Origin of the sequence: Leptospira sp. GIMC2001 (assembly GCF_028462125.1) — a bacterium.
Lineage (GTDB): Bacteria > Spirochaetota > Leptospiria > Leptospirales > Leptospiraceae.
Window position 1 is genome coordinate 3,636,677 of the sequence record NZ_CP115468.1, and the last position, 24,528, is coordinate 3,661,204.

23 protein-coding genes are annotated in these 24,528 nt (G+C 37.5%); 10 read left to right on the forward strand and 13 right to left on the reverse strand.

Going from position 1 to position 24,528, the window contains the following annotated elements:
• Positions 1 to 33 precede the first annotated feature (33 nt).
• A complete protein-coding gene (locus O4O04_RS18105) occupies positions 34 to 2,052 on the forward strand; it encodes a 7TM diverse intracellular signaling domain-containing protein (protein WP_272533235.1) in 2,019 nt (672 codons plus the stop codon).
• 415 nt (positions 2,053 to 2,467) lie between these two features.
• A complete protein-coding gene (locus O4O04_RS18110; protein WP_272533237.1) occupies positions 2,468 to 2,794 on the forward strand; it encodes an LIC_10421 family protein in 327 nt (108 codons plus the stop codon).
• Between the two features lie 58 nt (positions 2,795 to 2,852).
• On the opposite strand, the gene O4O04_RS18115 is transcribed toward O4O04_RS18110, so the two are convergent.
• The 9 genes from O4O04_RS18115 to O4O04_RS18155 form a co-directional block, all read right to left on the reverse strand.
• Entirely contained in the window at positions 2,853 to 4,211 is a 1,359-nt protein-coding gene (locus O4O04_RS18115) for a dihydroorotase (protein ID WP_272533238.1), read from the reverse strand.
• Positions 4,212 to 4,286: 75 nt separating this feature from the next.
• A complete protein-coding gene (locus O4O04_RS18120) occupies positions 4,287 to 6,461 on the reverse strand; it encodes an HD family phosphohydrolase (RefSeq protein ID WP_272533239.1) in 2,175 nt (724 codons plus the stop codon).
• Between the two features lie 131 nt (positions 6,462 to 6,592).
• The gene (locus O4O04_RS18125; protein ID WP_272533240.1) at positions 6,593 to 8,077 is read right to left on the reverse strand and encodes a DUF1501 domain-containing protein; all 1,485 of its coding nucleotides are present in this window, start codon (positions 8,075 to 8,077) and stop codon (positions 6,593 to 6,595) included.
• 18 nt (positions 8,078 to 8,095) lie between these two features.
• Positions 8,096 to 10,168 (reverse strand): DUF1800 family protein, encoded by a 2,073-nt coding sequence (locus O4O04_RS18130; RefSeq protein WP_272533241.1) that lies wholly within the window; start codon positions 10,166 to 10,168, stop codon positions 8,096 to 8,098.
• Positions 10,169 to 10,303: 135 nt separating this feature from the next.
• Positions 10,304 to 10,747 carry a hypothetical protein gene (locus O4O04_RS18135; protein ID WP_272533242.1) on the reverse strand — a complete coding sequence of 148 codons (444 nt, stop codon included), beginning with the start codon at positions 10,745 to 10,747 and terminating at the stop codon, positions 10,304 to 10,306.
• Positions 10,748 to 10,811: 64 nt separating this feature from the next.
• Positions 10,812 to 11,186, reverse strand: coding sequence for a hypothetical protein (locus tag O4O04_RS18140; RefSeq protein WP_272533243.1), 375 nt, complete (start codon positions 11,184 to 11,186; stop codon positions 10,812 to 10,814).
• A 62-nt stretch (positions 11,187 to 11,248) separates the two neighbouring features.
• The gene (locus O4O04_RS18145) at positions 11,249 to 12,739 is read right to left on the reverse strand and encodes a BCCT family transporter (RefSeq protein ID WP_272533244.1); all 1,491 of its coding nucleotides are present in this window, start codon (positions 12,737 to 12,739) and stop codon (positions 11,249 to 11,251) included.
• A gap of 16 nt (positions 12,740 to 12,755) precedes the next feature.
• Positions 12,756 to 13,592, reverse strand: a complete 837-nt coding sequence (locus O4O04_RS18150) for an SAM-dependent methyltransferase (RefSeq protein ID WP_272533245.1) — start codon at positions 13,590 to 13,592, stop codon at positions 12,756 to 12,758.
• A 1-nt stretch (position 13,593) separates the two neighbouring features.
• Positions 13,594 to 14,415, reverse strand: a complete 822-nt coding sequence (locus O4O04_RS18155; protein WP_272533246.1) for a glycine/sarcosine N-methyltransferase — start codon at positions 14,413 to 14,415, stop codon at positions 13,594 to 13,596.
• Between the two features lie 278 nt (positions 14,416 to 14,693).
• On the opposite strand from O4O04_RS18155, the gene O4O04_RS18160 reads away from it, so the two are divergent.
• Positions 14,694 to 15,032 carry an arsenate reductase family protein gene (locus tag O4O04_RS18160; protein ID WP_272533247.1) on the forward strand — a complete coding sequence of 113 codons (339 nt, stop codon included), beginning with the start codon at positions 14,694 to 14,696 and terminating at the stop codon, positions 15,030 to 15,032.
• A gap of 9 nt (positions 15,033 to 15,041) precedes the next feature.
• Here O4O04_RS18160 and O4O04_RS18165 read toward each other — a convergent pair whose 3' ends face one another.
• Positions 15,042 to 15,467: a DoxX family protein gene (locus tag O4O04_RS18165; RefSeq protein WP_272533249.1), complete on the reverse strand. Its 426-nt coding sequence runs from the start codon at positions 15,465 to 15,467 to the stop codon at positions 15,042 to 15,044.
• A gap of 131 nt (positions 15,468 to 15,598) precedes the next feature.
• Between O4O04_RS18165 and O4O04_RS18170 the strand changes: the two genes are divergently transcribed.
• Complete coding sequence (locus O4O04_RS18170; RefSeq protein WP_272533251.1) at positions 15,599 to 17,278, forward strand: Na/Pi cotransporter family protein; 1,680 nt, start codon at positions 15,599 to 15,601, stop codon at positions 17,276 to 17,278.
• Between the two features lie 124 nt (positions 17,279 to 17,402).
• On the opposite strand, the gene O4O04_RS18175 is transcribed toward O4O04_RS18170, so the two are convergent.
• Positions 17,403 to 17,765, reverse strand: coding sequence for a DoxX family protein (locus O4O04_RS18175; protein ID WP_272533253.1), 363 nt, complete (start codon positions 17,763 to 17,765; stop codon positions 17,403 to 17,405).
• An 81-nt stretch (positions 17,766 to 17,846) separates the two neighbouring features.
• On the opposite strand from O4O04_RS18175, the gene O4O04_RS18180 reads away from it, so the two are divergent.
• From O4O04_RS18180 to O4O04_RS18195, 4 genes are all read left to right on the forward strand, one after another.
• Positions 17,847 to 18,206, forward strand: coding sequence for a winged helix-turn-helix transcriptional regulator (locus O4O04_RS18180; RefSeq protein WP_272533255.1), 360 nt, complete (start codon positions 17,847 to 17,849; stop codon positions 18,204 to 18,206).
• Positions 18,207 to 18,522: 316 nt separating this feature from the next.
• Complete coding sequence (locus O4O04_RS18185) at positions 18,523 to 18,810, forward strand: hypothetical protein (RefSeq protein ID WP_272533257.1); 288 nt, start codon at positions 18,523 to 18,525, stop codon at positions 18,808 to 18,810.
• 265 nt (positions 18,811 to 19,075) lie between these two features.
• Entirely contained in the window at positions 19,076 to 19,666 is a 591-nt protein-coding gene (locus tag O4O04_RS18190; protein WP_272533258.1) for a hypothetical protein, read from the forward strand.
• Positions 19,663 to 20,097, forward strand: coding sequence for a DUF1801 domain-containing protein (locus O4O04_RS18195; protein ID WP_272533260.1), 435 nt, complete (start codon positions 19,663 to 19,665; stop codon positions 20,095 to 20,097). Before O4O04_RS18190 ends, O4O04_RS18195 begins: the two co-directional genes overlap by 4 nt.
• A 12-nt stretch (positions 20,098 to 20,109) precedes the next feature.
• Here the strand turns inward: O4O04_RS18195 and O4O04_RS18200 are convergent, their stop codons facing one another.
• Positions 20,110 to 22,083 (reverse strand): SpoIIE family protein phosphatase, encoded by a 1,974-nt coding sequence (locus tag O4O04_RS18200; RefSeq protein WP_272533261.1) that lies wholly within the window; start codon positions 22,081 to 22,083, stop codon positions 20,110 to 20,112.
• Between the two features lie 137 nt (positions 22,084 to 22,220).
• Positions 22,221 to 22,550, reverse strand: coding sequence for an LB_289 family protein (locus O4O04_RS18205; protein ID WP_272533262.1), 330 nt, complete (start codon positions 22,548 to 22,550; stop codon positions 22,221 to 22,223).
• 105 nt (positions 22,551 to 22,655) lie between these two features.
• On the opposite strand from O4O04_RS18205, the gene O4O04_RS18210 reads away from it, so the two are divergent.
• Positions 22,656 to 23,183, forward strand: a complete 528-nt coding sequence (locus O4O04_RS18210) for an LIC_11090 family protein (protein WP_272533264.1) — start codon at positions 22,656 to 22,658, stop codon at positions 23,181 to 23,183.
• A 263-nt stretch (positions 23,184 to 23,446) separates the two neighbouring features.
• Positions 23,447 to 24,475, forward strand: coding sequence for an MbnP family copper-binding protein (locus O4O04_RS18215; protein WP_272533266.1), 1,029 nt, complete (start codon positions 23,447 to 23,449; stop codon positions 24,473 to 24,475).
• The last annotated feature ends 53 nt before the right edge of the window (positions 24,476 to 24,528 follow it).

Consider the following 24,528-nt stretch of genomic DNA (forward strand, 5'->3'; position numbering starts at 1 on the left):
ATTCCTTGTTTTAACATTCAGTTGCCATATATTTTGGCTAAGTTGTCACATCTTTTTCGATATATACTGATTGTTCTTTTATGCTTTGCCAATACGAAAATGTTTGCGCAGGCGAATCCTTTTATTATTTCCAGTTCGTCGATTGAGGCGGGTTTTGGTGAGAACTGTGATTACTTAGATGATGCCGATCGTTTGTATACGATTGATCAAGTTGCATCTTCTTCTTTCCAAGAGTCATTTCGAAAAATTGAATTGAGTCAACCAGCTTTCGGATATTCGCACTCCGCAATATGGCTTCGTTGTTCTGCTCAGAACAATGTTCCCGAAGAAGTAGATTTTTTTATAGAGATCCCTTATCCACTTTTGGATGATATTCGATTCTTCACGCCAGGTAGAAAAGGAGGATTTCAAGAATCAAGATCTGGTGATAATTATCCTTTTCTGCAAAGAAGTATTGTTTATAGAAATTTTTTATTTCCAATCACTATCAAAAAAAATTCTAGCTTGAGTTTCTATATTCGTGTCACAAATGGCGGCGCTCTCAACATCCCACTCTATGCGTGGAGCAGCGACAAGCTCATTGAAAAGATCCAAATTGATCAGCTCATTCTTGGAGTCTTTTTTGGCATTGTCATTGTAATGATCCTATACAATGGCTTCTTGTTTAGTTTTATTCGAGAGCTTCATTATTTGTATTATGTTTTATTCCTCTGCGGTTGGTTACTTGTGATGGGTACTCTCAATGGAATTTCTTTTCAATATCTATGGCCCAATTCAATCTGGTGGGCAAATTATAATTTCCCTATAGCGATTTTTTTCACTTCTGTCTGGGCACTTTTGTTCACAAGATCTATATTAAATACGAAAGAATTTACTTATTTTTTCGATCGAATACTCAATTCATTAGTATATGTAAACGCTGTGGGAATTGCAGTTCCATTTATTGTAGATTACATCTACAGCTTAAGAATTGCACTCGCCCTTGTCTGCGTTGAGCTAGTTCTTATTCTTATCGTTGCTATAGTAGTTTATAGAAAAGAGAAAGTCCCAGCAAAATATTTCCTTTGGTCATGGACTGGTTTTCTTGCTGGAATTTTAGTTTATCAGATGCATTCTTTTGGATGGCTGTCACAATCCAATGGGATCTATTGGTCTATTCATATTGGTGCATCAGTCGAAGTCATATTATTTGCATTGGCTCTAGCTGATCGAATCAACCTAATTCGTAGAGAAAATGAATCAACTCAAGAAGAAGTCATCCGAATGCAAAAAATTGCAATCGAGAATATAAAAACAACTCAGAAACAACAAGAGCACCTAATTGCAATTAACCAGGAAATGAAGATCGCAAGAGAGATTCATCAAGCAATCCTTCCTCAGAAAATTCCCAAATTACCAACCCTCAAAATCACTGTCTGCTATGAACCAAAAGAAGAAATTGGTGGAGATTTATACGAATTCATCGAAGAAGAGAACACTGGAAACTTAGGCGTTCTCGTTGCCGATGTAACTGGACATGGAATTCCTGCAGCACAAGTGTCTTCGATGGTAAAAGCAATTTTTACCTTTCACAAAAAATGGATTAGCAAGCCCGATAGACTTCTCCGAGAAATGAACGGAACCTTACTGGAAACTCACAATAACCAAATGGTGACAGCTGCTTATCTCTATATCGATACCAAAACTCGCTTGGTCAATTATGCAAACTCTGGTCATCCACCTTTACTCGTCTGGCGTAAGAAGAAAATGGAAGTTGAGAGTTACTATCCTGAAGGTAAAATACTAGGTTGGATGGATGATTCCTTGAATAAGGCAGACAGCATTCAATTATCTAAAGGTGATAAGATTTTTCTTTTTACTGATGGAATAACAGATGTTCGGCGGTCGGTAGGTGAAGTATGGGGAGAAGAAAATTTTTCGCGGTTCATTAGAGATCATGCCTCCCTTCCAACCGATGACTTCGTAAGTGAACTCTTGCAAACTCTTAAGAATTTCTCTGGTCTTTACAATGGCTTTGAAGATGATCTAACTTTGCTAATTTTAGAATTTTAAAAATACGCATTCTTATCTCAAACTTATCGATATATCCCAATTTTGCTAAATTCAGAGAATAAATGGTCTCTAAAAATGTTTCGGGACAATTTGCTCTATCGACAAAATGTTCGAATTCTACTGTTCCCAATAGCCTATTCCGAAGCCTGCAATGATTATTTTTAATCATTGCGTCTGATGGCATGCTGAATTTAGAAGAATTTTCGCGATTTTTTGACTTTTTAGGCTAATAATGCTGATAAATCAAGGTGAAATGGTAAGAAAACTCATTAAATCGCTTGATTTTTCCGCAACTTACGAAAAAAATAAAAAATCGGATAAAAAAAGATTAATTTCAATCGAACAAAATGATTGAAATCAGTCTAAATGGTGTAGAGAGCGAAAGCTCCTAAAATAAAAAACGAGGATAACAAAGATGAAAAACCTAATCAAAACAACAATCGCAACTATAGTTGCTCTCGGACTTTCCTTCACAAGCTTGTCAGCTATCGATCAAAGCACTAAGCTTAAAATGATGGAAGAAGCAATCGTGGAATCAGCTGCAACACCAGCTCAAAAATCAGTTGTTTCTAACTACATGAACAATGTAGCTAAAGAAAAACTAGAGTTGGCTCAAAGCCTACGTGACAGAGCTAACAGTCCTAAAGCAGGTAAAGTAGCTTACAAAAATGCAGAAAAAAGAGACCTTCTCAAGAAAGCTGCAAGACTAGAAGCAGAAGCAAAAAATTACCAAAACTTCTAAGTCCAGAACTTCAATATAAATTCAAAGAACATTCAAAGGCCGGGACATCCCGGCCCTTTTATTTGCTTCTATCAAATTCCAATCTTTTGCCAAGACCAGGCTCAGACCATACTCCCTCTTTATAAACAAGATTCCCGTTCACAAATGTTCCAACCACTTTCGAATGAAAACTATCCCCTTCAAATGGCGACCAACCACATTTGTAATTGATATTGGATTTGCTTACTTGCCATTCCGCCTCCAAATCAACTAGAGTGAGGTCCGCAAAATATCCTTCTCTAAGATAACCTCGTTCTTTGATTCGAAAAATCTCAGCTGGTGCGTGACACATTTTATTGACAATGAATTCTAACTGAATCTCACCCTTTTTATAAAATTCTAGCATTGCTATAAGTGAATGGGCAACCAATGGACCACCACCTGGTGCTTTGAAATAGGTATTCTCCTTTTCTTCAATCGTATGCGGTGCATGATCGGTTGCTATAACATCGATTTTGCCTTCTTTTAGAGCTTTCCATAGACCAAGCCTATCTGATTCTTTTTTTATCGCGGGGTTCCATTTGATATAGGCTCCTTTTGTTTTATAATCTTTCTCCGAGAACCACAAATGGTGAACACAAACTTCTGCTGTGATTCTTTTCTCACGTAAGTTTTGGTTTGGATCAAGAAGCGCCATTTCTTTCTCGGTCGTTAAATGGAGAATATGAATTCTAGTATTGAATTCTTTTGCCATAGAAACAGCAAAGGACGAAGATAGATAGCAGGCTTCTTCGGATCGAATGATCGGATGCATTTCGATTGGAACATTCTCTCCATATTTTGCTTTCATCTCTTCGATATTTCTTCTAATAGTAGGTTCATCTTCGCAGTGGAGAGAGATTGGAATATCAGGATTGTTTTTCGAGAACAGTGATCTTAAAATTTCTGGATTGTCGACTAACATATTACCAGTCGACGCCCCCATAAAAATTTTGATCCCGCACACATTGGTCGGATCCGTTTTAAGAACTTCTTCCAGATTGTTATTCGAAGTTCCCATAAAGAATGAATAGTTGCAAAATGATCTCTTTGACGCTGCTTCGTATTTTTTCTCGAGTAACTCTTGAGTTAGAGTCTGAGGATTGGTGTTCGGCATTTCCATAAAGGAGGTCGTTCCACCCGATACTGCCGAGTGTGAACCATACCATAAATCTTCTTTGTATTCTAGTCCGGGTTCGCGAAAATGAACTTGTGTGTCTATCACACCTGGCAATAAATACTTGCCTGATGCATCAATCACAGTAGATCCAGGATATTTGGATGGATCGATTCCATTTCTATCGATCTTAGATATTCTCTCCCCTTCTATGAGAACATCAGCTGTATAAATTTTGTTTTCATTGATGCATTGAGCGTTAGTGATCAAGGTTCTTTTCATAAGGTTTTACCTTCTTACATTATGTAAAAAGCCACTTCGCCCTCAAGTCTGAAAACTAATTGTATGACTAAAAATTTAAGATTGAATCTGCTTCATATCATCCCGGCTATAAGTAAAAGGACTGCTGCCCTTCGTAAGCCGACTCTGATATTCTGGAAGAAATCCAACCCATCTCTGATCCCGTTCTGGTTTCGGTGGAAGATTAAATGGCTTCGGAATGATGGATAGAATTGCTGACTCATCAACTTCATCAATCAAATCTTCCGGTAAGAATTTCTTCGCATACTCACGATAGACACCAGAAGTAATAAATAGATCCAAAAGATCTGGATCAAGATGATTGTCCATTTTCATATATCCCATGATCTTCATAGTTTCTGAAAGTGGTTTACCCTTTTTATAAGGTCTATCTTGGGCTGTGAGCGCTTCAAAAACATCCGCGATCGCCATAATCCGTGCAGGAATTGACATATCGCCTCCATACAAGCCTTTTGGATATCCCTTACCATCCATCTTTTCATGATGACCGCCAGCATATTCTGGAACCCGCTTCAGGTTGGATGGAAATGGAAGAGCTTCTAACATTTTTATCGTTTCGACCATATGCCCGTTAATGATCAATCGCTCATCCTCAATCAGGGTACCTTTTCGAATTACAAGGTTCTCTGTCTCATTCTTGGATAATAATGGTTCAATCTGTCCGCCAACTTTGATCTCTATACCAGAGATTTTTTTGATTCTTTCCACGACCTCATCGGGCAAGAATTCGGTGCCCTCGTTCGTCTTAACCAACAATTTTTCCATCTCATCAATCTCTTTGAGGCGAAATTCATATCGCTGAGATAGTGAATTGTTACTGGTCTGCAATTCAGTATGGGAGCTAGTAGCATTATTTCCGTTAGGTTGTTGTGATGAGATTTGTGATTTGAGAAATTCGATCTCCGCATCACGTCGCAATATCTCAATTCTTGCTCGAACAAGTTCGATTCTATCAAAAATTGTCTCAAGCTTCGTTGCTTTGTCCATCACATGCACAGGCGTTGTTACTTTACCGCAATCGTGCAACCAGGCTGCAATCTTGAGTTCATATCGTTCGGTATCATTCAAGTTGAAGTACCGAAAGACTCCATTATTTGCATTGCATGCAGCTTCGGCGAGCATCATTGTTAGAATGGGGACACGTTCGCAATGTGCGCCTGTATATGGTGATTTAGAGTCAATGGCACCAGCGATCAATTGAATAAAGCTCTCTAGTAAAAGTCTCTGATCATTCAATAGTCTCTGGTTGTCAATTGCAACGGCAGCTTGACCCGCAACTGAGCTGACCAATTCATAATCTTTCTCAGAGAAAGGAATCACTTCATCGCCTTGCATCTCTTCGATGGTTAGCTTTTTATTAAAATTCTTCTTACGATTGATCAATTGAATGACACCGATGATCTCTCCTGCTGGATTCGTCATCGGAATGGTCATCATGGATTTGGTATAATAATTATGAGCTTTATCAAAATCAGAATTATAATTGTATTCGGAAGTATTGGGAATCGTATGTACATCATCGATCAATAAGGGTTTCTTAGTCAGTGCAACATGACCCGCAATTGACTTAGAGTCAATTGGTAACAAGAATTCATCTGCATCAAGCAATAGAACCGAACGCATAAATCGTAAATGTGTTGGCTCTCCTCCATTTGACGGACGCTCACCAAGATAGATGGATCCACCATCTGCTGATGTAAGTTCGCGTGCTTTTAAGAGAATTAGCTCAATCAATTTACCGAAATCATGTTCTGTTGCTAGAGCTTGACCAACAGTTGTTATACGGCGAATGTCTTGAGTATTGATATAAAGACTGGACTGGAGTAAGACATTTCGAATCTCTAGATCCATGATTGCAAAACTAGACTCAACGACTTTGAGCATTTGCATCTTGGAAACATTGGTTGGTAAAACTAAATAGACAATATCACTGGGAACAATAGAAAGACTTTTTTCGTCGAAAGGCTTATCGGTCAAAAGAACGAATTTACTGTTAAGCTCAGGCCGAATTCTGATCTGATTCCAGATATTCTTTCCATGCGTAAGGAATTCTTCTAGGTTCAAAACAAAGAGAGAGTGATTGATGCCTTCTAAATTGAAATCATTGATCTCTTGAGAAAAATTCGTATCAACAATTTTATAATTCTGACTTTTGTTGACAAGACCTGTCAGTGAATTCGAAATAAAAACAGAGCAAGATTGTATATCCATCAGAGTTCTTGTCTACCACTTTGCCTCTGATAAAAATCCAAGGCAAGTCATAATTGACTGATAGGTTGTAACAATGGAAATTTTTGGAAAGATTTTATAGCTTTTTAAAATACAGAATATCCGTATTAGAGTTAGATAAAATTCATATTGGTTCCGTTTTCGATGCCACCTGTGTGATTCTTGAGTTCGGTTGGAATCCCGTTAGCAAATATTCCGCCACCCGCTCCCATCCAAGTACAAATTCTTCCGTACACATTGTCAAAAATTGTCCTTCCTTCAATGTCTCGGTTGAAATTATCAAAAGGTGCTCTACCTGATCCATCATTCGCCGCTTCAATTGCTGGAAACATTTCGCCGTAGATTCCACCGTTAACTTGACCACCAATCACAATCACAGAATTGGCTCGACCATGATCCGTACCATTATCACCATTCGATTTAAGTTGACGCCCAAATTCTCCACTGAAGACCAATGTCGTATTATCGAAAACATTTCCACCAAATTCATTGAATAGTGTATCGAATCCTTTATCAATTCCAAATAAATCATCAAATTGCGGTTCAATGTCTGTGAGTTGATTTTTATGACTGTCCCATCCACCATAGTTCAAAGAAGCAACCCGCATATTCAATATATCTTGAACTTGGAAGGCATCACGTAGATTACGAATCTGATTTGCAAAATTCTGGTTGCGCAATCGAGCATTTCCAGTAAATAAATTCTGCATTCGAGATGAATATAAATCATTGATTCTCTGCCCTTGAGCAGGAGGTGGCAAAGCTGCTTTGATACTATTTGTAAGATTGGAAATCTTGAGTCGCTGGTTCTGAAATTTAGAATATGGAGTATTAGCTAAGCTTGGAGATCCAATACTCGATTCTAAATTACTGTAATATCCTTGCAGTGCTCGAAGGCCTCGATCATTTATATCAAGTGTTCCGTTGCTTCGAACGGAAGGTAAATTCAATCCAAAGTTTCTAGAATTGGTAAAAGATAAAATCCTCTCCTTATTTACAGTGTTACAAAATGGACGGATCTGATTCGAAATGGATAACAATCTGTTCGGATTTCCTAGTTGTGAGATTAAACGGCCTCCCCAACCTCCAGCATTTGCCGAGCCAGCTTTAGTTTCATAAACTCCTGATTGAGTGATCAGTAAGCCATGTGAGTGATCACGACTTGTTGTGTGAAAGACATTGTTTACAATCGCAACCTTTCCATTCTTCATCATTTGACGTAACCAGCCGTTAGCGTTAGCTGTTCCATTGTTATCACGAAGTACACCGATTGTTGTTCCAGAAGGCCCACCTAAAGTAATTTGTTCATAGTAGTTATTATAAATATTCTGCCAACTGCTTGGATTATTCGCTGACGATCCCCGACCAATAGATGTTATACGATTGTTCCAAAACTTGTAACCATAACTGCTTGGATTAGAATTGGGAGGAGGCACCATAAGATGGCGAAAGTCTGGTCCTCCTTCTAGTAGAACATGAATCAAAGTCCTTGCACCTGTCGGAGCAGCAAGAAGAGAGGAATAGCGACCTAAACCCGTGAAACTCAAAGCCCCCAATCCCATAAGTCCTAAAAATTGTTTTCTCGAATATGATTTCATTTTAATATTGCTCCTTTTTTAATTTCCAGTTTGCACAAAAGCAAACGGTGTTGCTGCGATAAAATCAATCGCATATCCAATTCGTTCATTGTCTCTTTGCATAGTTGCTGGATCATTGCCTCGAAATAATTGGGAACTACTTAATGCACGAAAATTATTATTGTTCTCATCCATATCTGAGGCTACCGGAGCTGAAGAATTCAAAGAAGTTTCTCTACAATTGTTTTGTGAGTTTCTGCATTCTTCGTTTTTATAGAATAAAAAATCATTACCATTTGCAAGAAGTGAATAAACCTGTAAACGAGCTGAACTAGAAAAATAGGTTAGATTATGATCTGCTGTAATTCTTCTCCATAGGAATTCACTTACCAATCGAACATTGTATCCTCCACCATTTCCAGGAAATTCCCGATCAAGCATAGATTTGAAATTCTTCTGAACTACATTGGCTCCACCGTTCCAAAAACTGACTGCCCCGAACCGAGAAGATCTCACCGAATTGTAAGCATTTGTGAACACATCGTCCGTATTTGCTGCCTCTAATCCTGTCTGTCCACCGAAGACATCATGTTCTGGCCGAAATGGTGTTATATTATCATTGCGAATCTTTTGAAAATTGGGAATCGTATTGGATCCAATCTCTAAATTATTAACTGCTATTTGGTTCGTGATTATCATAATTCGATTAATCGAATCTAAATATTTGATTCGACTTGCATTATGGAATGCGTAAGATATAGCATATCTTCGCAAGAACTCTATAAAATTGATTTCTCCATTAGATGCGGTTGATGATCTCCAAATTTCCCGAATCAGTGAAACCTTAGCTGAGATCAGAGATTGACAGGTTGCATTGCATCCCTCAACTGCATAGCTTGAATCAAGATTCTCATCTGCTAATCCCCTAACTATGATTAGAGGGAGAAAAGCAAAACTTTCTGGATGCGCAATTGATGCAGGTGAGATTGCAGTGAATCTTTCTCGTGCATTGTTGCCACCATATAGAGATCCATAGATAGATACTTGTCCAGGAAAATGTCTCTCGGATCCGAATTGAGCTTCATAAGGCAATAAATTTCCACTGCTCTCTACACGTATATCCGTGAGAGCTTCTGCAGTTTGACGAATGGTTTTTAGTTCATGATCATCAAAACTCTCTGGATTTCCAGGACAACTTGCTTGTCCAGTTACACAATTCCCGCTGACACCAGTTCCAAGAATCCCAAAGAACAATTGGTGGTATTCTCGAGCAAAGTCTTCATTGCCTCTAAATGCGCCATTTTCGAAAACATTCCTTCTATGATTGTATTGTGTTGCAATTGCAGCCGTGATCGCTGCATTTCCTAGAACTTGATGGTAGGGTCTACCACGAGCAATATCATTTGCAGTTACATCATAGTAATAAACCATCTGTTGCGAGTCCACGTTCTTGTCTAGATTTGCAACCAAATGATAGTTAGTTTCAAATAATCCTAGTTTCTGTCGAACAGGATTGATTCCTCTAAGTTTAACAGCGTTGATCCAAGTATGACCCGGAGAATTATTCGATCGAACAGCAGTCCTAAAATCCAGTTGGTTATAAGAAAAATTACCTCGACCAAAAAAGTTTGCCATAATAGAAATTGATGAATCCTCAGGCGACAATGGAGCATTTCCTCCTTCATAAGCGATTGCGAGGTCCGGATTTTGGCTCCACATTCCTAACATTTTTACAATAGCTTCTCCAGGAGTCATATCTGCCCAAGCTTTGATTTGGACATCGGTAGTTCCTCCACCATAGGCAAAAGCATGTAGAACTCGTCTAACAGCCGCTTCATTCCAATCACTATCCGATACTCGGCCCACGCCTGAATTGTAAATAGCCGGATCATCGCTTGCACCAGACGCATTGACTGCTTTTACTTCTACTCCATAGTTTCGATCTCTTGAAGCGAGCAATAACATCAATAGCTTCTGGAGATCAGAGTCATCTCGGCATTCGTGAAAACTTCCGCATTTAATTAGATTTGTTAAACAACCTTGAGAAAAAGCCGAAAGAAGAATAAGGACGATTAACGATTGACAGATTTTTAAGACTCTTGTGAATTTCATAGAACCTCTACTATGATAACATTTTGAAAGAGATGAATTTCTCAGTATTTCAAAATTTATTTTCTCTTGAACAGATTTTTAATTGGACGGATAAAAAAGTCTTATTCTAGAAGAATTGAATTTATCAATTCAGAATTAATTTTGGGCACCCGCTCGAATCCAACAATAAGCACCGCGTTGGATTGAAGAAGTTGCATAGGCTCTCATATTGCCTTCTGTAATTTTGATATATAGCAGACTACCTGTAGGATTGCCAGGAACCACTCGATTTCGAACAAGACTGTAATCTGTGATAACTAGTCCCTGCGTTCTTGCTATATCATTGTGGCATTGCGTACATACTGTTCTTGGTCCTGAATCAAGAAATGCTTCAAAATTCCAGTTGGTTCCTGAACAATCATACAATGATGGATTGAGCTGATCCAAAAGAATCGCACTCGTAATGAGTTCATCTACACTGTTATCTTCTTTTTTATTGAATTGATCGCAAGATAATGCAACCAATCCAATAATTAATAAGAAGAATATCTTTTCTAAAACATTGAGAGTAAACATTTTATTTATAGAATATAGAATCACTGATTGTTGAGTATTCTCTTTTCGTAATTTGTTCTCTAATGATTAGATAAGATTTGTAATGTAATCAAAAAGGTTTCATCACTGCAATATAAGCCGAAAGCAATCCAAGAAATGGAATGATCAACCACATAACTTTTGCAATCGTAGGATTCTTCATTACAGCAGCGTACAAGCCACCAAATATAATCCATACTCCAAACTTCGCGAAGACCCAACCTGGCCAAGGAAATTGCGTGATTCCCAATCTTGCCAACATTCCAAAACCTGCGACAAGGATTAGCAACAAGCCAACTCCATGAAAAATTCCAGATTGCTTTCGCAATTTATTATTGGATTTGAGTCCACCATTCGCAGTATAAAAAGCTAAACCTGCAAGTGATGCAATTACGCAAAAAATTCCCAATAGATGAATTAACTTGTAAACTTGATAGGATATCATCCAGAAACCAAACCTTTCTAAAAATTTATTCTTAGACTATGCAATAAATTGGTCTTTTAGAGCTAGATATTTTTTTTCCCTTTCGAAGATTCTAAATCTTGGTGCAATGCTTTATGAATCGAAAACATGAGTAGAAAAAGTAAAAAGGCAAAAGGCAGTGAGATAATGATGGCAAGTGTTTGAAGCGCATCCAAACCTCCGTTCAATAATAGACCAGATGCGATTAAGGATATAATAGTTCCCCAGATCAACTTTGAAATCAGAGTTGGATTGGGTACGCCTTTGGATGCCATCATCCCCAAAACAAAAGTTGCCGAATCAGCACTTGTAACGAAGAATATGAGAACTAACACAATTGCAAGAAAGTTGATATAGTTACCTAATGGAAGATTTTCTAAACCCAGGAACAAAGTTGATGATGGATCGGTGGAAGAATTTGCAACCAATTCTATTCCATTGAACATCTCCAAATAGATTCCTGTTCCACCGAGAATAGAAAACCAAATTGCAGATATAATAGTTGGAACAAGAAGCGTTCCAATCATAAATTCTCGGATGGTTCTTCCTCTTGAGATTCTAGCAATGAATGTCCCAACGAAAGGAGCCCAAGAAATCCACCATGCCCAATAGAAAAGCGTCCAATCTTGCAACCATGTGGAATCTGTAAATGGTGCCATCCGAAAACTCATCGCAAGAAAATTCTGCAAATAATTGCCAATTGATGTGAAGAATAGTTCAACCAAAAAGTTTGTAGGCCCAGCAAAAAGTACAAAGAGAATCAAAAAGCCAGCGAGAAACATATTTGTATTACTTAATATTCTAATTCCCCGATCCAATCCCGTACAAGCTGATATTAGATAGAGTATTGTCGTTATGGCAATGAGGATAAGAGTAACTGAGATCCCAGAAGGCAGACCAAATAGTCGAGTCAATCCTGAATGAATCTGCAAGCTACCTAGACCGAGAGATGTTGCAACACCAAACGCAACTCCGCAAATAGAAATCGCATCAATGAGTGTTGCTCCCATAGAATTGGGTTTGAGTCCGATAGGCTGAAAGAGAGATGAAATCAAAGATTGGTCTTTTTTTCGAAATTGAAAGTAGGCAAGACTCATTCCAACAATTGCATAGATTGCCCAAGGATGTAGACCCCAATGAAAAAAAGTATACCTTAGAGCAAGAAAAGCAGCTTGCGGAGTTTTGGGATCTGCCTGCCCTAGAGGTGGCTCAGCAAAATGCGAGAGTGGTTCCGCCATTCCATAGAAAACCAATCCGATTCCCATGCCCGCCGAGAACAACATTGCTAGCCAAGAGGTATAAGAATACTGAGGTTCTTCGCCATCTTCACCTAACTTAATATTGCCGAAACGACTGATAGTAAGAAAAATACAATAAGCTAGTAACAGAATACAGACAAGGAGGTAGAACCAACCGAATTTAGAAATAATGAAATTTAATGAAGATCCCGTAAATATTCGAAATCTATTGGGAAAGGCAAATGCTAAAAATAGGAACCCTGAAAGAAAAAAAAGAGAAAGATTTTTTACATTCAATTTTATTCTTTCCGAGCTAACTTTTTCGAAAATGGAGAATTCCCCAAGCGAGGTAACCTTTGTTGCCACCATCAATCCAGTGACCCAAACCGGTTATCATTCGATTTAAGAATTCTTCCGATATATTTTTCAATAATTTATTTCTATTCACGACCAAATTATCTCTGACTGATTGATAGTGAATTGGAAGATATATAGAATAATCCAAAGTCGCAGATTGAGTCATTCCAGATTCTTTAGCCAATTCTCCGTAGTAATCAAAGCTTCCGAGTGAATCCAAATGAATACGATCGTATATTGGTTGTAAGACGCCCTCTGGACAATTCTGCGATTGCATAGGATCTGTAAAAACAAAATCTCCTTTCTGCGACAATACGCGAGACACTTCTTGAAATACTTTTGGTTTGTTGCCACTGTGCAAAATCGCATCTTCAGACCAAATTACATCAAAACTAGAATCTTCAAATGGTAAATTTTCAAAATTTCCATCTATAACAGTGATTAGTTCCGAAAGACCAGCCTTTTGAGACATATCTCGATTGCGATCGTTCTCGACTTCACTGAGGTTGAGGCAAGTTACATGGCAACCGTAAGTCTTAGCAAGATACCTTGCTGCACCGCCATATCCCGCGCCAAGATCAAGGACTTTGCTTGCAGGCTTTAGGTTGGCTTCAACAAGCTTTGCCATCTTCGAAACGGTGTTTCTCGAAGCTTGCCGAATCGGAATTCCAGGAGGATCATACAAACCAATATGAATGTCTTCACCACCCCACACATGAAAATAGAATTCATCTGCATCAGAACTATTGTAATAATTCTTGGCCTTGTCGATAGATGAAGCTTGGCTACTCATTTCAACCTTTACCCGAATATGTTTTCTCAGCAATATGAACATAGAAATCAGGTTCATCTTGGTGATAAGTTTCTTGGAAATCTCCATAAGTTGATACAGTTTGGAATCCGACTTCCTTCAAGAGATTGCTAAAGTAATTCTTTCGAATAGGATACATATTTAAATGAAATTTAGATTGATCCGGAAATGTGTATTGAAATCTAGCAAGACCATCATCAATATATTCTGGTTCTGCTTTTACATTGTCACCACAATAGTAATAAGTGTGTTTGCTTGAAAAACCATTGTCCAAAATAGAATCATAGTTACGCTGATCGATAATCAGAATACCATCATGTCTTAATGCAGCATAGAATTCTGCGAGCGCTTTTCTTCGATCATTCTCATCAAATAGATGTGTAAAAGAATTACCAAGACAGATTACAGCATCGAACTTACCATGAACATCTTTGTTGAGCCATCTCCAATCTGCTTGAACGGTTCTTAGAATAAGATCATGTTTTCTTCCATTTTGAAATGCTTTAGCAAGCATAGCAGGACTTCCATCCACAGAAGTAACTTCAAAATCCTCTTTCCATAACCTAACAGAGTGAAATCCTGTGCCCGTAGCAACATCCAGAATTTTATGCTTACCACGTTTTTTCAGTTCATCAATAAAAAAATAACCTTCACTTTTGGCACGGGCTTCCCAATCTATAAGTTGATCCCATTTTTCCACAAAAGAGTGAATATACTCTTGGGTATAGTGATCTGTTTCGCGAGTTTTAATGGGTTCTAATCCAAAATCTTGTGTTGCTTGATTGTTATCTACATTTGACTTCATAAGTCCTCCTTGTATTACATTGCACCGAGTGCATAATATACATGGAAGGTGCAATACGATGGTAACGTATACCAGTGGCAATTAATATTAGAATAAACTAATGTTAAATTGTAGTTATGAACCAGATTTGGTCTTGATTTCATGCAATAATTTTGGACAGATAAGTCAAAGACTTTTTTTAGAATTATGTTCTAAAAAGAAGTTGGATGCCATTCACTAGAACAAAATAATTGCTTAGATTGGGCTAAGAGTGCAAAATTTGACGCGGAGCGGCTATATTGAATCTTCAGATATTTGGAACAAAAAAATGCAAAGAAACCAAAAAAGCAGAGATGTTTTTCAAAGAAAGACGGACTAAGTTCCAATTGATCAATCTAGCTGAGAAGCCAATGAGCAAAGGCGAGATTACTGCAATTTTAGGGAACATAACTCTCGATGATCTAATCGATACTGAATCAAAAGTTTATAAAGATAAAAATCTACAATACATGAAGTATGATAAGCTCGAAATGTTGCTTGACAATCCGTTGCTCCTTAAGACACCCATAGTTCGCGATGGCAAAAGGGCAACGATTGGATTCAAACCAGAAGTTTGGAAAACTTGGTTATCAATCTAACTATTTGCTTCAGCTTGTTCTGTGAATTACGAATTTCTGATCGATAGCATATTTGCCTGGGCCTATGATGAAAAGACCTAGAAATACGATTCCATCTTCCATTGCGTGGGAAAATTTATTGAAACCATCTCCCGTGTTCACATGATAAACAGTTGCAACGAACATTGTGAACGCAAGTGCAAGACAAGCCGGTCTAAAAAGAAATCCCGCAATCAGTAGTATTCCACCGCCGAATTCCGCAAGTCCTGCCATAAGTCCCCAGAATGCTGGATAGGCAGAGACACCTATAAATCCCATTGCAGAACCGATTTTAGTCCAAGCTTCAACGCCGCCTGTAAGTTTTGGTAGACCGTGCAAAATGAACATGATCCCCAAGCCAACCCGAACCAAAAACAATCCGGTATCCTGATATCGATTCCAATAAGTTAAAATCATCCTAAAAACCCCTTGGTTTAGACTTTACTTTCACAGAATTGTAATAAAAAAGAAATCAGTTTTGCATGACAGAAGATCGACCTTGACTGTTCCATACAAAACTAGGCTTTTTAAAAAATAAGGATATTAGAATGGAATCCTCGAACTGGATCAATCTGCTTGGTGGACTGGGAATTTTTCTGTATGGAATGAAATTGCTCAGTGAGGCGCTTCAATATGTTGCTGGTGAGAATCTTCGCAACTTTTTAGCTAAGATGACTAAGAATAGATTCACTGCTATCATAAGCGGAATCTTTGTAACCTGTGCAATTCAATCATCCTCTGCTACAACCGTTCTAGTTGTTGGCTTTGTCAATGCTGCTCTACTCAATTTAGTTCAAGCGATCGGTGTGATCATGGGTGCCAATATTGGGACGACGATTACAGCTTGGATCATATCTTTCGTGGGATTCAAAATGAATGTCTCCCTATTTGCACTACCCGCAATCATTGTTGGAATCTCATTGCATTTTTTCAAAAGAAACACTCTACAAGGTTGGGGAGATTTCTTAATCGGATTCGGTCTTCTATTTCTTGGTTTGGACTTTATGAAGAATTCGATTCCTGATTCAGCTAAAAGTCCCGATGCTTTCAATTTTCTCCAACAGTACAGCAATCTCGGGTTTATGACCGTTTTGATTTTTGTTGTTGTTGGTACATTACTTACTATTGTTGTTCAATCTTCCTCAGCTTCCACAACCATTACAATCACATTAGCATTCAGCGGAATCATTCCACTTGAAGCGGCATATGGTATGATACTCGGAGAAAATATAGGAACTACAATCACTGCGAATCTTGCTGCCATTCCAGGAAATGCGAATGCAAAAAAAGCGGCTCTTGCACATACCATCTTCAACGTATTTGGTGTAATATGGGTATTGATACTATTCAATCCTATTATGGCGGGCATTGATAAATTGATTCCTGGAGATCCAATTGCTGATGTCCAAAGTACTCGCTTTCATATCTCTGCGTTCCATTCACTCTTTAACATAACGAATACGATATTGCTAGTATGGTTTATTCCACAGATTGCATTAATGGTCAATGGATTGGTCAACAAAATCACCGGCAAACAGACGGAAGATGGTTTGAGTGAGATCAAATTTCTATCTGCTGGTTCCATTCGAACAACAGACATTGCCATTGCTGAACTTAGCAACTATACAAAGAAAATCATCCGTGAGACTAGAAACCTATTCGTTGAATTGAAATCCTTGATCCGAGATCCTTATGATTCGAAGAAAGTGGATCAAATTTTTGCCAAAGAAGAAGAACTGGATCGTCTCCGTGCACAAATCCTTGTCTATCTCAGCGAAACCCAAGAAGCGGGAGTTCACGGAAGCTATGCAAAAACCATTGTCGGAATCATGGAAAGAATCAAAGCTATCGAAGAAATCGGTGATAACTTTGCAAACGCTGCAAGAAAAATTCGCAAGGCTCATAGAGACAAAATTGAGTTAGATGATAGCCTAGTGGACGACCTTGTTGACCAAGTAAATCTTGTTCTAGAACATTATGATCTTCTCTGCAACAATCAAGATCGAGATGATAACTTCCTTGCACTGGGTGATCCAAAAGTCCGAACTGAATCCCGTAGGCTGAGAGAACAAGCAATCAAGATGATCAATCATATGGAGAATCGTGCAAAGAAAAAGAAATTCCAGAAAAAAGTCAAATTTCTTCCTATTTTACACTACAAAGACCTATCCAGAAATATTGATAACGTATCTCGCCAACTGAATGTTGCGATCAGTGCAGATAACTGAGGTTAGAGGGCGGCTGTAGTGAACACTATTAACCCAATGGTAGAGCTCAATGGATAAAAATACTTTCACAAATGCAGAGGTGGAAAGTATTTTTGAAAACTATCCTCCAAAAATCAGAAATAAATTATTTCTTTACATTTCTCTGCCAGTATCTATGCGAGTATATCGTTATAGCTATAACAAGAATTAGAATCACAATCTCTCGATTGCCACCTATCACCAAGTGAGACACTAAAGCTCCTGTAAACTCTATTGTGAATCCAGCATAAGCCCACTCTTTGAGAGTAGAAAATCGGTTTCCAAATACAATTACGATTCCACCGATTATTTTCGCCGATCCAACAATATAAGCCACATACCAGGGGTATCCTAGCGATCCGACTGAATCAATCGTATGTTCTATAAATATTAGTTCAGCAATTCCAGCTAAAGCAAATAAACCAAATGGTAGTATTGTAAGCCAGTAAATCAAAGTTTGTTTCTTCATATATCTCCATTCACTATATTAAATATAGCGCTTTATTGACTTTAAGGATTGCCTTTTAAATGTCAAAAAATAAAATTTGTTATGAAGAAAACAAATAAAGTTCATTCTAATCCTTGTCAGCCTGTGAATAAAAGTGATCTCAAATTTGGAAATGCTTTGCTTTTATTCCAAGAAAAATGGTATCTATTTATCCTTGAAGCGCTCTTAAAAACTCCCATGGGGTTTAATGAACTTTCGAGACGTGCTAAACAGGTTAATCCAAGGACTCTTTCATCTAGAATGCAGACCCTCGAAAAATTGAATCTGGTTCGAAAGGAAACAATCGCGACAAATCCACCCAAAAATATCTATAAATTAACGCTATCTGGCAGAGATCTGAGCTCAGTATTTAAAGCCATCCGTAAATGGAGTGATAAAAATGGCTGGATGAAAATTTCTTAATTATCAATAAGATCGTTCTTCTCTAAATTGATCAATATATGGAGTTTTTTCTAACTGATATTTATAAAGTAATCATAAAGGAAAAGTCGCAAACAAAGTAATAACTTTTTTAGAGTTATGATTTACTAATTTTCCTTTAATCTATAATCTAGACTATTTTATAATACCTATAAAAAATACATTGACAAGCCAATAATTTAGATCCGTTATAAGCAGACTAATTAACTGGATTGAATTATTTGAATAGATTAATGTTCGCTATTCTACCCTTAGATTAATCCGTAATTTAAGAATATTAAATTTTTAGGAAATTACAATGAGAAGGCTACTTATGACTGTATTGATGGTAATGTTCCCTCTAGGACTTTTACTTGCTGATACATTTGAAGTATCCAATAAATTGATCGCTTGGAACAAACTCTCCTGGGATGATTTCTTAGCCGAACTCAAGAAGAAAAAAATCGCATTGAGATGCGAACAAAAGTCCAAGTGGATGGATTTTTTTGAAAAGGAAAAAGCTAAGGCAAATTCTATTGAGGAAGTGATAACGAAGACGGATTCTGAGATTGATCAGATGGTTTACATTGGAGACGAGTTTACCTAAATAATCAAATTTTTTATTGTGAGACAAGCTTTTGCTAAACTCAATAACTCGTTGAAAGCATGATTTTTAATTGATTTAATTTTATTTATAAATAGAGTATACATATGGAAGGGAAAAAAGCAAGGATTCTAACCATTCAAGAAGAGGTAAAAAAACTTAAAGAATTTTCGAAGAAAGTAACTTCCTCAAAATCTGCCAGCGAAAATTATTTAAAAAAAACAGGGATCTATACAAATTCTGGAAATCTTAAAACTATCTATAAAAAATGATCGATTCCTACATTCCAGGTCTTGTCCTTGGATTCCATGGAACTGACAAAAAAGTTGCTGAAGATGTTGTCCTGGGAAAGAGCGACTTAAAGAAAAGCGAAAATAAGTATGATTGGCTTGGACACGGAATATATTTTTGGGAAGGGAATTACTCCAGAGCATTAGAATACGCGAAACATCTCAATAAAAGTAAAAGTAAAATTTCAAATCCTTCAGTGATTGGAGCTGTTATTGATCTAAGAAATTGTTTAAATCTTCTCAATTCTGAAAATATTCAATTCTTGAAATTGAGCCACAAATTGCTTCTTGAAACAATTCAAAATTCTGGATTTCCAATGCCGATTAACAAACCAATTGATAGCGAGAATGACCTATTATTGAGAAATTTAGATTGCGCTGTCATTGAAAATTTACATTCAATGAGGGAACAAGAAAAATTAATCTCATTTGATTCTGTTAGAGGATACTTTCGAGAAGGTAAGGAGATTTATCCTAATGCTGGCTTCCATGAAAAGAATCACATACAAATCTGCATTCGAAATCCTAAATGTATAATAGGCTATTTTTTACCAAAACAATCTCAATGAACAACAATATCTTCACAAATGCAGAGGTGGAAAGTATTTTTGAAAATTATCCTCCAAAAATCAGAAATAAATTGCTGAATCTTAGGAAAATTATTTTTGAGACGGCAAAACAATCCGAATGTGCAGAAGAACTGGAAGAAACACTAAGATGGGGTGAACCGAGTTATATAACAAAAAAAGGAAGCACATTTAGAATGGATTGGAAACCTACAAGTCCGAATCAATATGCAATGTATTTCCAATGCAATTCTCTACTAGTACCAACTTTCAAAAAAATCTATCCGCATGATTTTCATTATGAAGGAAACAGAGCGATTGTTTTTGGTATGAACGATAAGATTCCGATAGTCCAATTGAAAAATTGCATCAAAATGGCGCTGACTTACCATTCAATCAAAAAGTCCCTTGGCAATATTGTGGATAACACTTAAACTATTCTAAAATCAAAGTATATCAATCACAATTAGAGTCATATCATCATCAGGGGTTTCTTTCTGTGCCCATTGACCTGCAGCATTGATGATTCGATCTACCGCTTCTGCTGCTGCATTTTGATCGCTATCCTTGATGATCTCAATCAATCTATCTTCACCAAACATTTCTTTTGTGAAAGGATGAATTCCATCGACTAAACCATCTGTATATAGAACGAGACGGTCTCCCGATTCAAACTTATGCTCTACCTCATCCAATTCCAATACGTCTTTGAATCCAATCAATGAACCTTTGGGACGAAGTTCTATTAGCTCATCATTCTTTCTTTTGCGAAGCAACATAGAGGGATGACCAGCATTTGCGACTACCAGTTTTCGTTCATCTAAATCAAGTAGTGCAAGAGTCGCTGTCAACAATTGATTGTTATAGCTATGAATCAGTATCGTGTTTAGATTCTGAAGAATCTCTGAGGGAGATTTGCCGCTATTTTTCTCAACGGAGAACGCAACTTTTAACATGGCTGCTTCAAATGCTGCTGGAATTCCGTGCCCAGTAACATCAGCAATTAAAACCATCAGCTGGTGGTCATTGATCTGGTGAAAATCATAAAAATCTCCGCCAACATAGGACATTGGTTTGTATTTAACGGAAATTTGGAGATTTGTCATTGAAGGAAAAGTCGCAGGCAATGTTGACTCTTGGAGTTTTCGTGCGATTTCCAATTCGCTCTGGTATGTTTGGAGTTGCTTGCGATTGGTCTGCTTCTCTCTTTCCATCAATTGGATTCGATCGGCCAAAGCAAATCCCATCAAAATAACTTCAAGTCCCATTGACATCTGGTATGTATTCTCTGTAAAAAAATTGACTGGAAGTGCGCCCATGTATTTGAATAAGGCAAGCATTCCACCTATCATCACAAGAATAAAAGCGCAGAAAAAATAGTATGCAGGACGGTAACCTTTTGCCGTAACAACATAACATGCAATAATTGAAAGTATGATTGTTGTCATCGCAAATATATCCATTCCTTGATTGACCCAAGAATATGGCAGAACAAAATCCAGCGCGATTGCTATAAAACAAAGGAAAAACATATAACCCAATATTCGATCCATCAATGGAAAATATTTTTTCATATTGAGGACATATCGTATCAAGGGAAATACGGTTAGCAAAGATAGAATATAAATCGTATTGTGGAGATTCATCTGCACATAGGTCGACTCAGGGAATAGATATAAACCTAGATATCCATTCATCGCAAGTTGGAAAAGAAAACTTGCAAAACTAAGATAGATAACATAATAAAGATAACCTCTATCCCGCAAGCTCACATAGAGAAATAAATTATAGAATAGCATTACGATGATTGCTCCAAAAAACAATCCTTGAAGCATTTGCTCACTGGTCACCGACTCATAGAATCCACGTTTAGTCCAGAGATTCACAGGAACTGACATTGATGATCTTGTCTCAACTCTGAGTATAAAACTTCGAATGGAACTTGGAGGAATGGTTAGCGTGAAAGCTGATCCGCGATAAGGAATTTCTTTATCAATGGATCGAATGATTCTTCCTGATTTCTTCTCAACCAAACCTTCATCCGTGTTGTAATATAAATTTATCTGATCCAAAAGTGGATACCGAATTTTGACTATATACTCTTGAGTCTCTTCTGATGAATTGTGGATTCTCCAACGAAACCAATAAGCTGATGATGTTGATCCGTAGTTTGGAATTCTACCATCAGAAATTATGAATCCGTTGAGTGGTAATTCTTGCAGTAGATCTTGAGGTTTGTACTTTTGCTTACGATCTTCTATGATGGTAAAGTACGGAGATAGTTCCATCCCATCTTCAATATCTGTTGATTCAATGATACGAGGATTCTGACCGTCCGCAAAAATCGAAGTAGAACATATTCCATTTAGTATATAACACAGAAGAATAATCTTATTAAGATGATTTTTTGCAATTATCACAAATGGCTCCGGATTCAGAATCGGATCATTAGACGATATTTAATAGGAGTTTAGGGAAAAATAATGTAAGCTCTGAGAGCGAATGCTCTCAGAAAATTTAGAAGTTTTTTTGAATTATTTTAGAAGTAAAAAATCAATTAAGCTACTAATGTAATTCCAGCGAGCTCACGCAATTCTTCGTATGCTCTCTCTTTCTCAACTACTTTAGTTTTATTGACAGACTTACGGATGATTACGTCCCATTGTTTCTCAGGATGATCATCTTTCATATCTTCTAATAATTCCAGAATATCAACGTCTTCCGCAGTATTGAAAATCTCAACCGTGTCATAGCGAAAAAGTGCGAACAAAGCATCAATGTAGCCGCCTACACTCAGTACTTCTCTCTCACCTTTCTCCAGAGCTTTGGATTTTTTCTCCATTCTACGGAGCTCTCGTTCTCTACGTTCTAGTTCTGTTCGTTTCATGGATTTGTCCCCCCGAATTGGGTTCTCTTACCATTTTTTAAAAAAAGCCAATTTTGCAAAGCAAAATATGATTGATAGCCCACCTTCAAAACCCGGAATGGAATTGTGAGATCAGGGCTTTTTCAAATTCAAACAGGATTGTTAAGTTTATGTCTCCTATTTCAATGTCTGGTCTTCTCTAGTGGTCTCTTTGGTTTTATTCTGTCCGAAGGTGCCAAAATTTGCCAATGCAACCATTCTTCTAAGAAAGAAAAACACGTCTCTGCAGAAGATGAAATCTTCGCAAGTAAACCAGTGATTGGTGATAAGGCAATCAATCGCCAGACAATTTCGTCTAACAAATCCATGACGGCACCACACAGCGTCCAGAAATCACAGAAGTTGAATGTTTTGGAATCCGATTCGCTTCCAAGTTGCCATGATTCGAAGGCTGGTGAAGCCCATCTCTGCAATTGCAAAAAATCAGAGAAGACTGCGCAAATGTTGTTATCCCATAGGCAAACTTTCTTTATTCATAGATTATCGGAATTCTTTAATCCAAAAATAGATTCAATTTATACTTATTCTTTTTTCTTAATTTCTAAAATGGATGGTTATGCTCTCAGCATTTTCAAGCCTCCACGCATCAGTTAACAAAAGAATTGTAATATTTAGGAATTTTTTTCTAACTTATCACAATCTCTGATTCCCGATTTTTGAATATTTTTGGTTCAATCAATCTGAGACATTCTAATCGGGAAGACTATCCAAATTTCTAAACATTTACGCATTAGAAGCGTTCGAATTGAGTTCAGATCCGGTCATTTCTTAGCTATTAGGACATCTTAATTGGTATGAGATGGATTCTCTTGAATTTCAGTTCTTTTTATTCAATTAATATATGAGGTTATTATAATATGATTTTATCCAAAAAATATTTGATTCTAGCATTGGTTGCTTTGATTTCCATGCTGAACCTAACGAGTTGTGACACCGAAAATTCGAAAAATGATGACGATACCCTGTTTTTGGGACTGGCTGCCCTTGCCACTGCACCACAATCCGTTAATTTGGAATTTGATGTTACAGCGAACGGAACAGCTTTTGAATCCAATAAAGCGATCACTGTGAACGGTGTATCAAATGTTGTGTTTCGCGATTTTCGATTCTATGTATCGGAAGTAAAATTTCTGCGTGCAGATGGAACTACAACTGATGCGACACTCACTGATGATGGGATTTGGCAAACTAAAAACTTAGCTTTGTTAGATTTCGAAAATGGTAAAGCTACTACTGGGTCTCATGGAGGAACAAGCACTGGAATGAATTCAAAAATTGTTGGTTCGGTTCCTCAAGGAAATTATGTAGGTATCCAGTTCACAATTGGTGTCCCTGAAGATTTAAACCATTTACAAATCAATGATTCAAGAGCTCCTTTGAACAATAGCGCAATGTATTGGGCTTGGGCTAGTGGTTACAAACATGCAAAGATTGAATTCTCAGCAGACACAACACCTAACACAACAAAATGGACAAATATGCATCTTGGCTCCACTGGTTTTGGAACATCACCTGCAGCTACTGCATGTAAATCGGATGTGATTGCTGGGGAATTTGGAAACTGCCCTGCAAAATTCCGACCTAGAATTACAATTAATGGAGCAATCAATCCAGGATCACAGAAAATACAAATGAATATTGATGAGCTTCTCAAAGGTTACACCCATGTCGGCGCAGCCGATGCAGATGGATTTGGTATTTGTATGCCGATATCTCCGGGTGCAGCCAATGCCGGTGAATTCAATCGATGCAATCCATTGATTCAGAATTTAGGATTGAAAGGACGTGTATCAAACGGAGCCTCTGCAATCAACCAAACCGATCTTGATGCTGGAGTTGGATCTGTTAATACAGATTTCAGTCAAAAAGTTTTTACATTGAGATAATTCAAGACAACTAGATTGCGATTCTTCCTGCTCTTTGTCCATTGCTACAATTG

Coding starts and splice junctions, on each gene's coding strand:
- O4O04_RS18130 (WP_272533241.1), bottom strand. CDS start 10,168: ATGAAATTCACAAGAGTCTTAAAAATCTGTCAATCGTTAATCGTCCTT.
- O4O04_RS18180 (WP_272533255.1), top strand. CDS start 17,847: ATGAAGAAAACAAATAAAGTTCATTCTAATCCTTGTCAGCCTGTGAAT.
- O4O04_RS18190 (WP_272533258.1), top strand. CDS start 19,076: ATGATCGATTCCTACATTCCAGGTCTTGTCCTTGGATTCCATGGAACT.
- O4O04_RS18175 (WP_272533253.1), bottom strand. CDS start 17,765: ATGAAGAAACAAACTTTGATTTACTGGCTTACAATACTACCATTTGGT.
- O4O04_RS18125 (WP_272533240.1), bottom strand. CDS start 8,077: ATGAAATCATATTCGAGAAAACAATTTTTAGGACTTATGGGATTGGGG.
- O4O04_RS18170 (WP_272533251.1), top strand. CDS start 15,599: ATGGAATCCTCGAACTGGATCAATCTGCTTGGTGGACTGGGAATTTTT.
- O4O04_RS18150 (WP_272533245.1), bottom strand. CDS start 13,592: ATGAGTAGCCAAGCTTCATCTATCGACAAGGCCAAGAATTATTACAAT.
- O4O04_RS18215 (WP_272533266.1), top strand. CDS start 23,447: ATGATTTTATCCAAAAAATATTTGATTCTAGCATTGGTTGCTTTGATT.
- O4O04_RS18185 (WP_272533257.1), top strand. CDS start 18,523: ATGAGAAGGCTACTTATGACTGTATTGATGGTAATGTTCCCTCTAGGA.
- O4O04_RS18110 (WP_272533237.1), top strand. CDS start 2,468: ATGAAAAACCTAATCAAAACAACAATCGCAACTATAGTTGCTCTCGGA.
- O4O04_RS18115 (WP_272533238.1), bottom strand. CDS start 4,211: ATGAAAAGAACCTTGATCACTAACGCTCAATGCATCAATGAAAACAAA.
- O4O04_RS18205 (WP_272533262.1), bottom strand. CDS start 22,550: ATGAAACGAACAGAACTAGAACGTAGAGAACGAGAGCTCCGTAGAATG.
- O4O04_RS18155 (WP_272533246.1), bottom strand. CDS start 14,415: ATGAAGTCAAATGTAGATAACAATCAAGCAACACAAGATTTTGGATTA.
- O4O04_RS18120 (WP_272533239.1), bottom strand. CDS start 6,461: ATGGATATACAATCTTGCTCTGTTTTTATTTCGAATTCACTGACAGGT.
- O4O04_RS18195 (WP_272533260.1), top strand. CDS start 19,663: ATGAACAACAATATCTTCACAAATGCAGAGGTGGAAAGTATTTTTGAA.
- O4O04_RS18140 (WP_272533243.1), bottom strand. CDS start 11,186: ATGATATCCTATCAAGTTTACAAGTTAATTCATCTATTGGGAATTTTT.
- O4O04_RS18165 (WP_272533249.1), bottom strand. CDS start 15,467: ATGATTTTAACTTATTGGAATCGATATCAGGATACCGGATTGTTTTTG.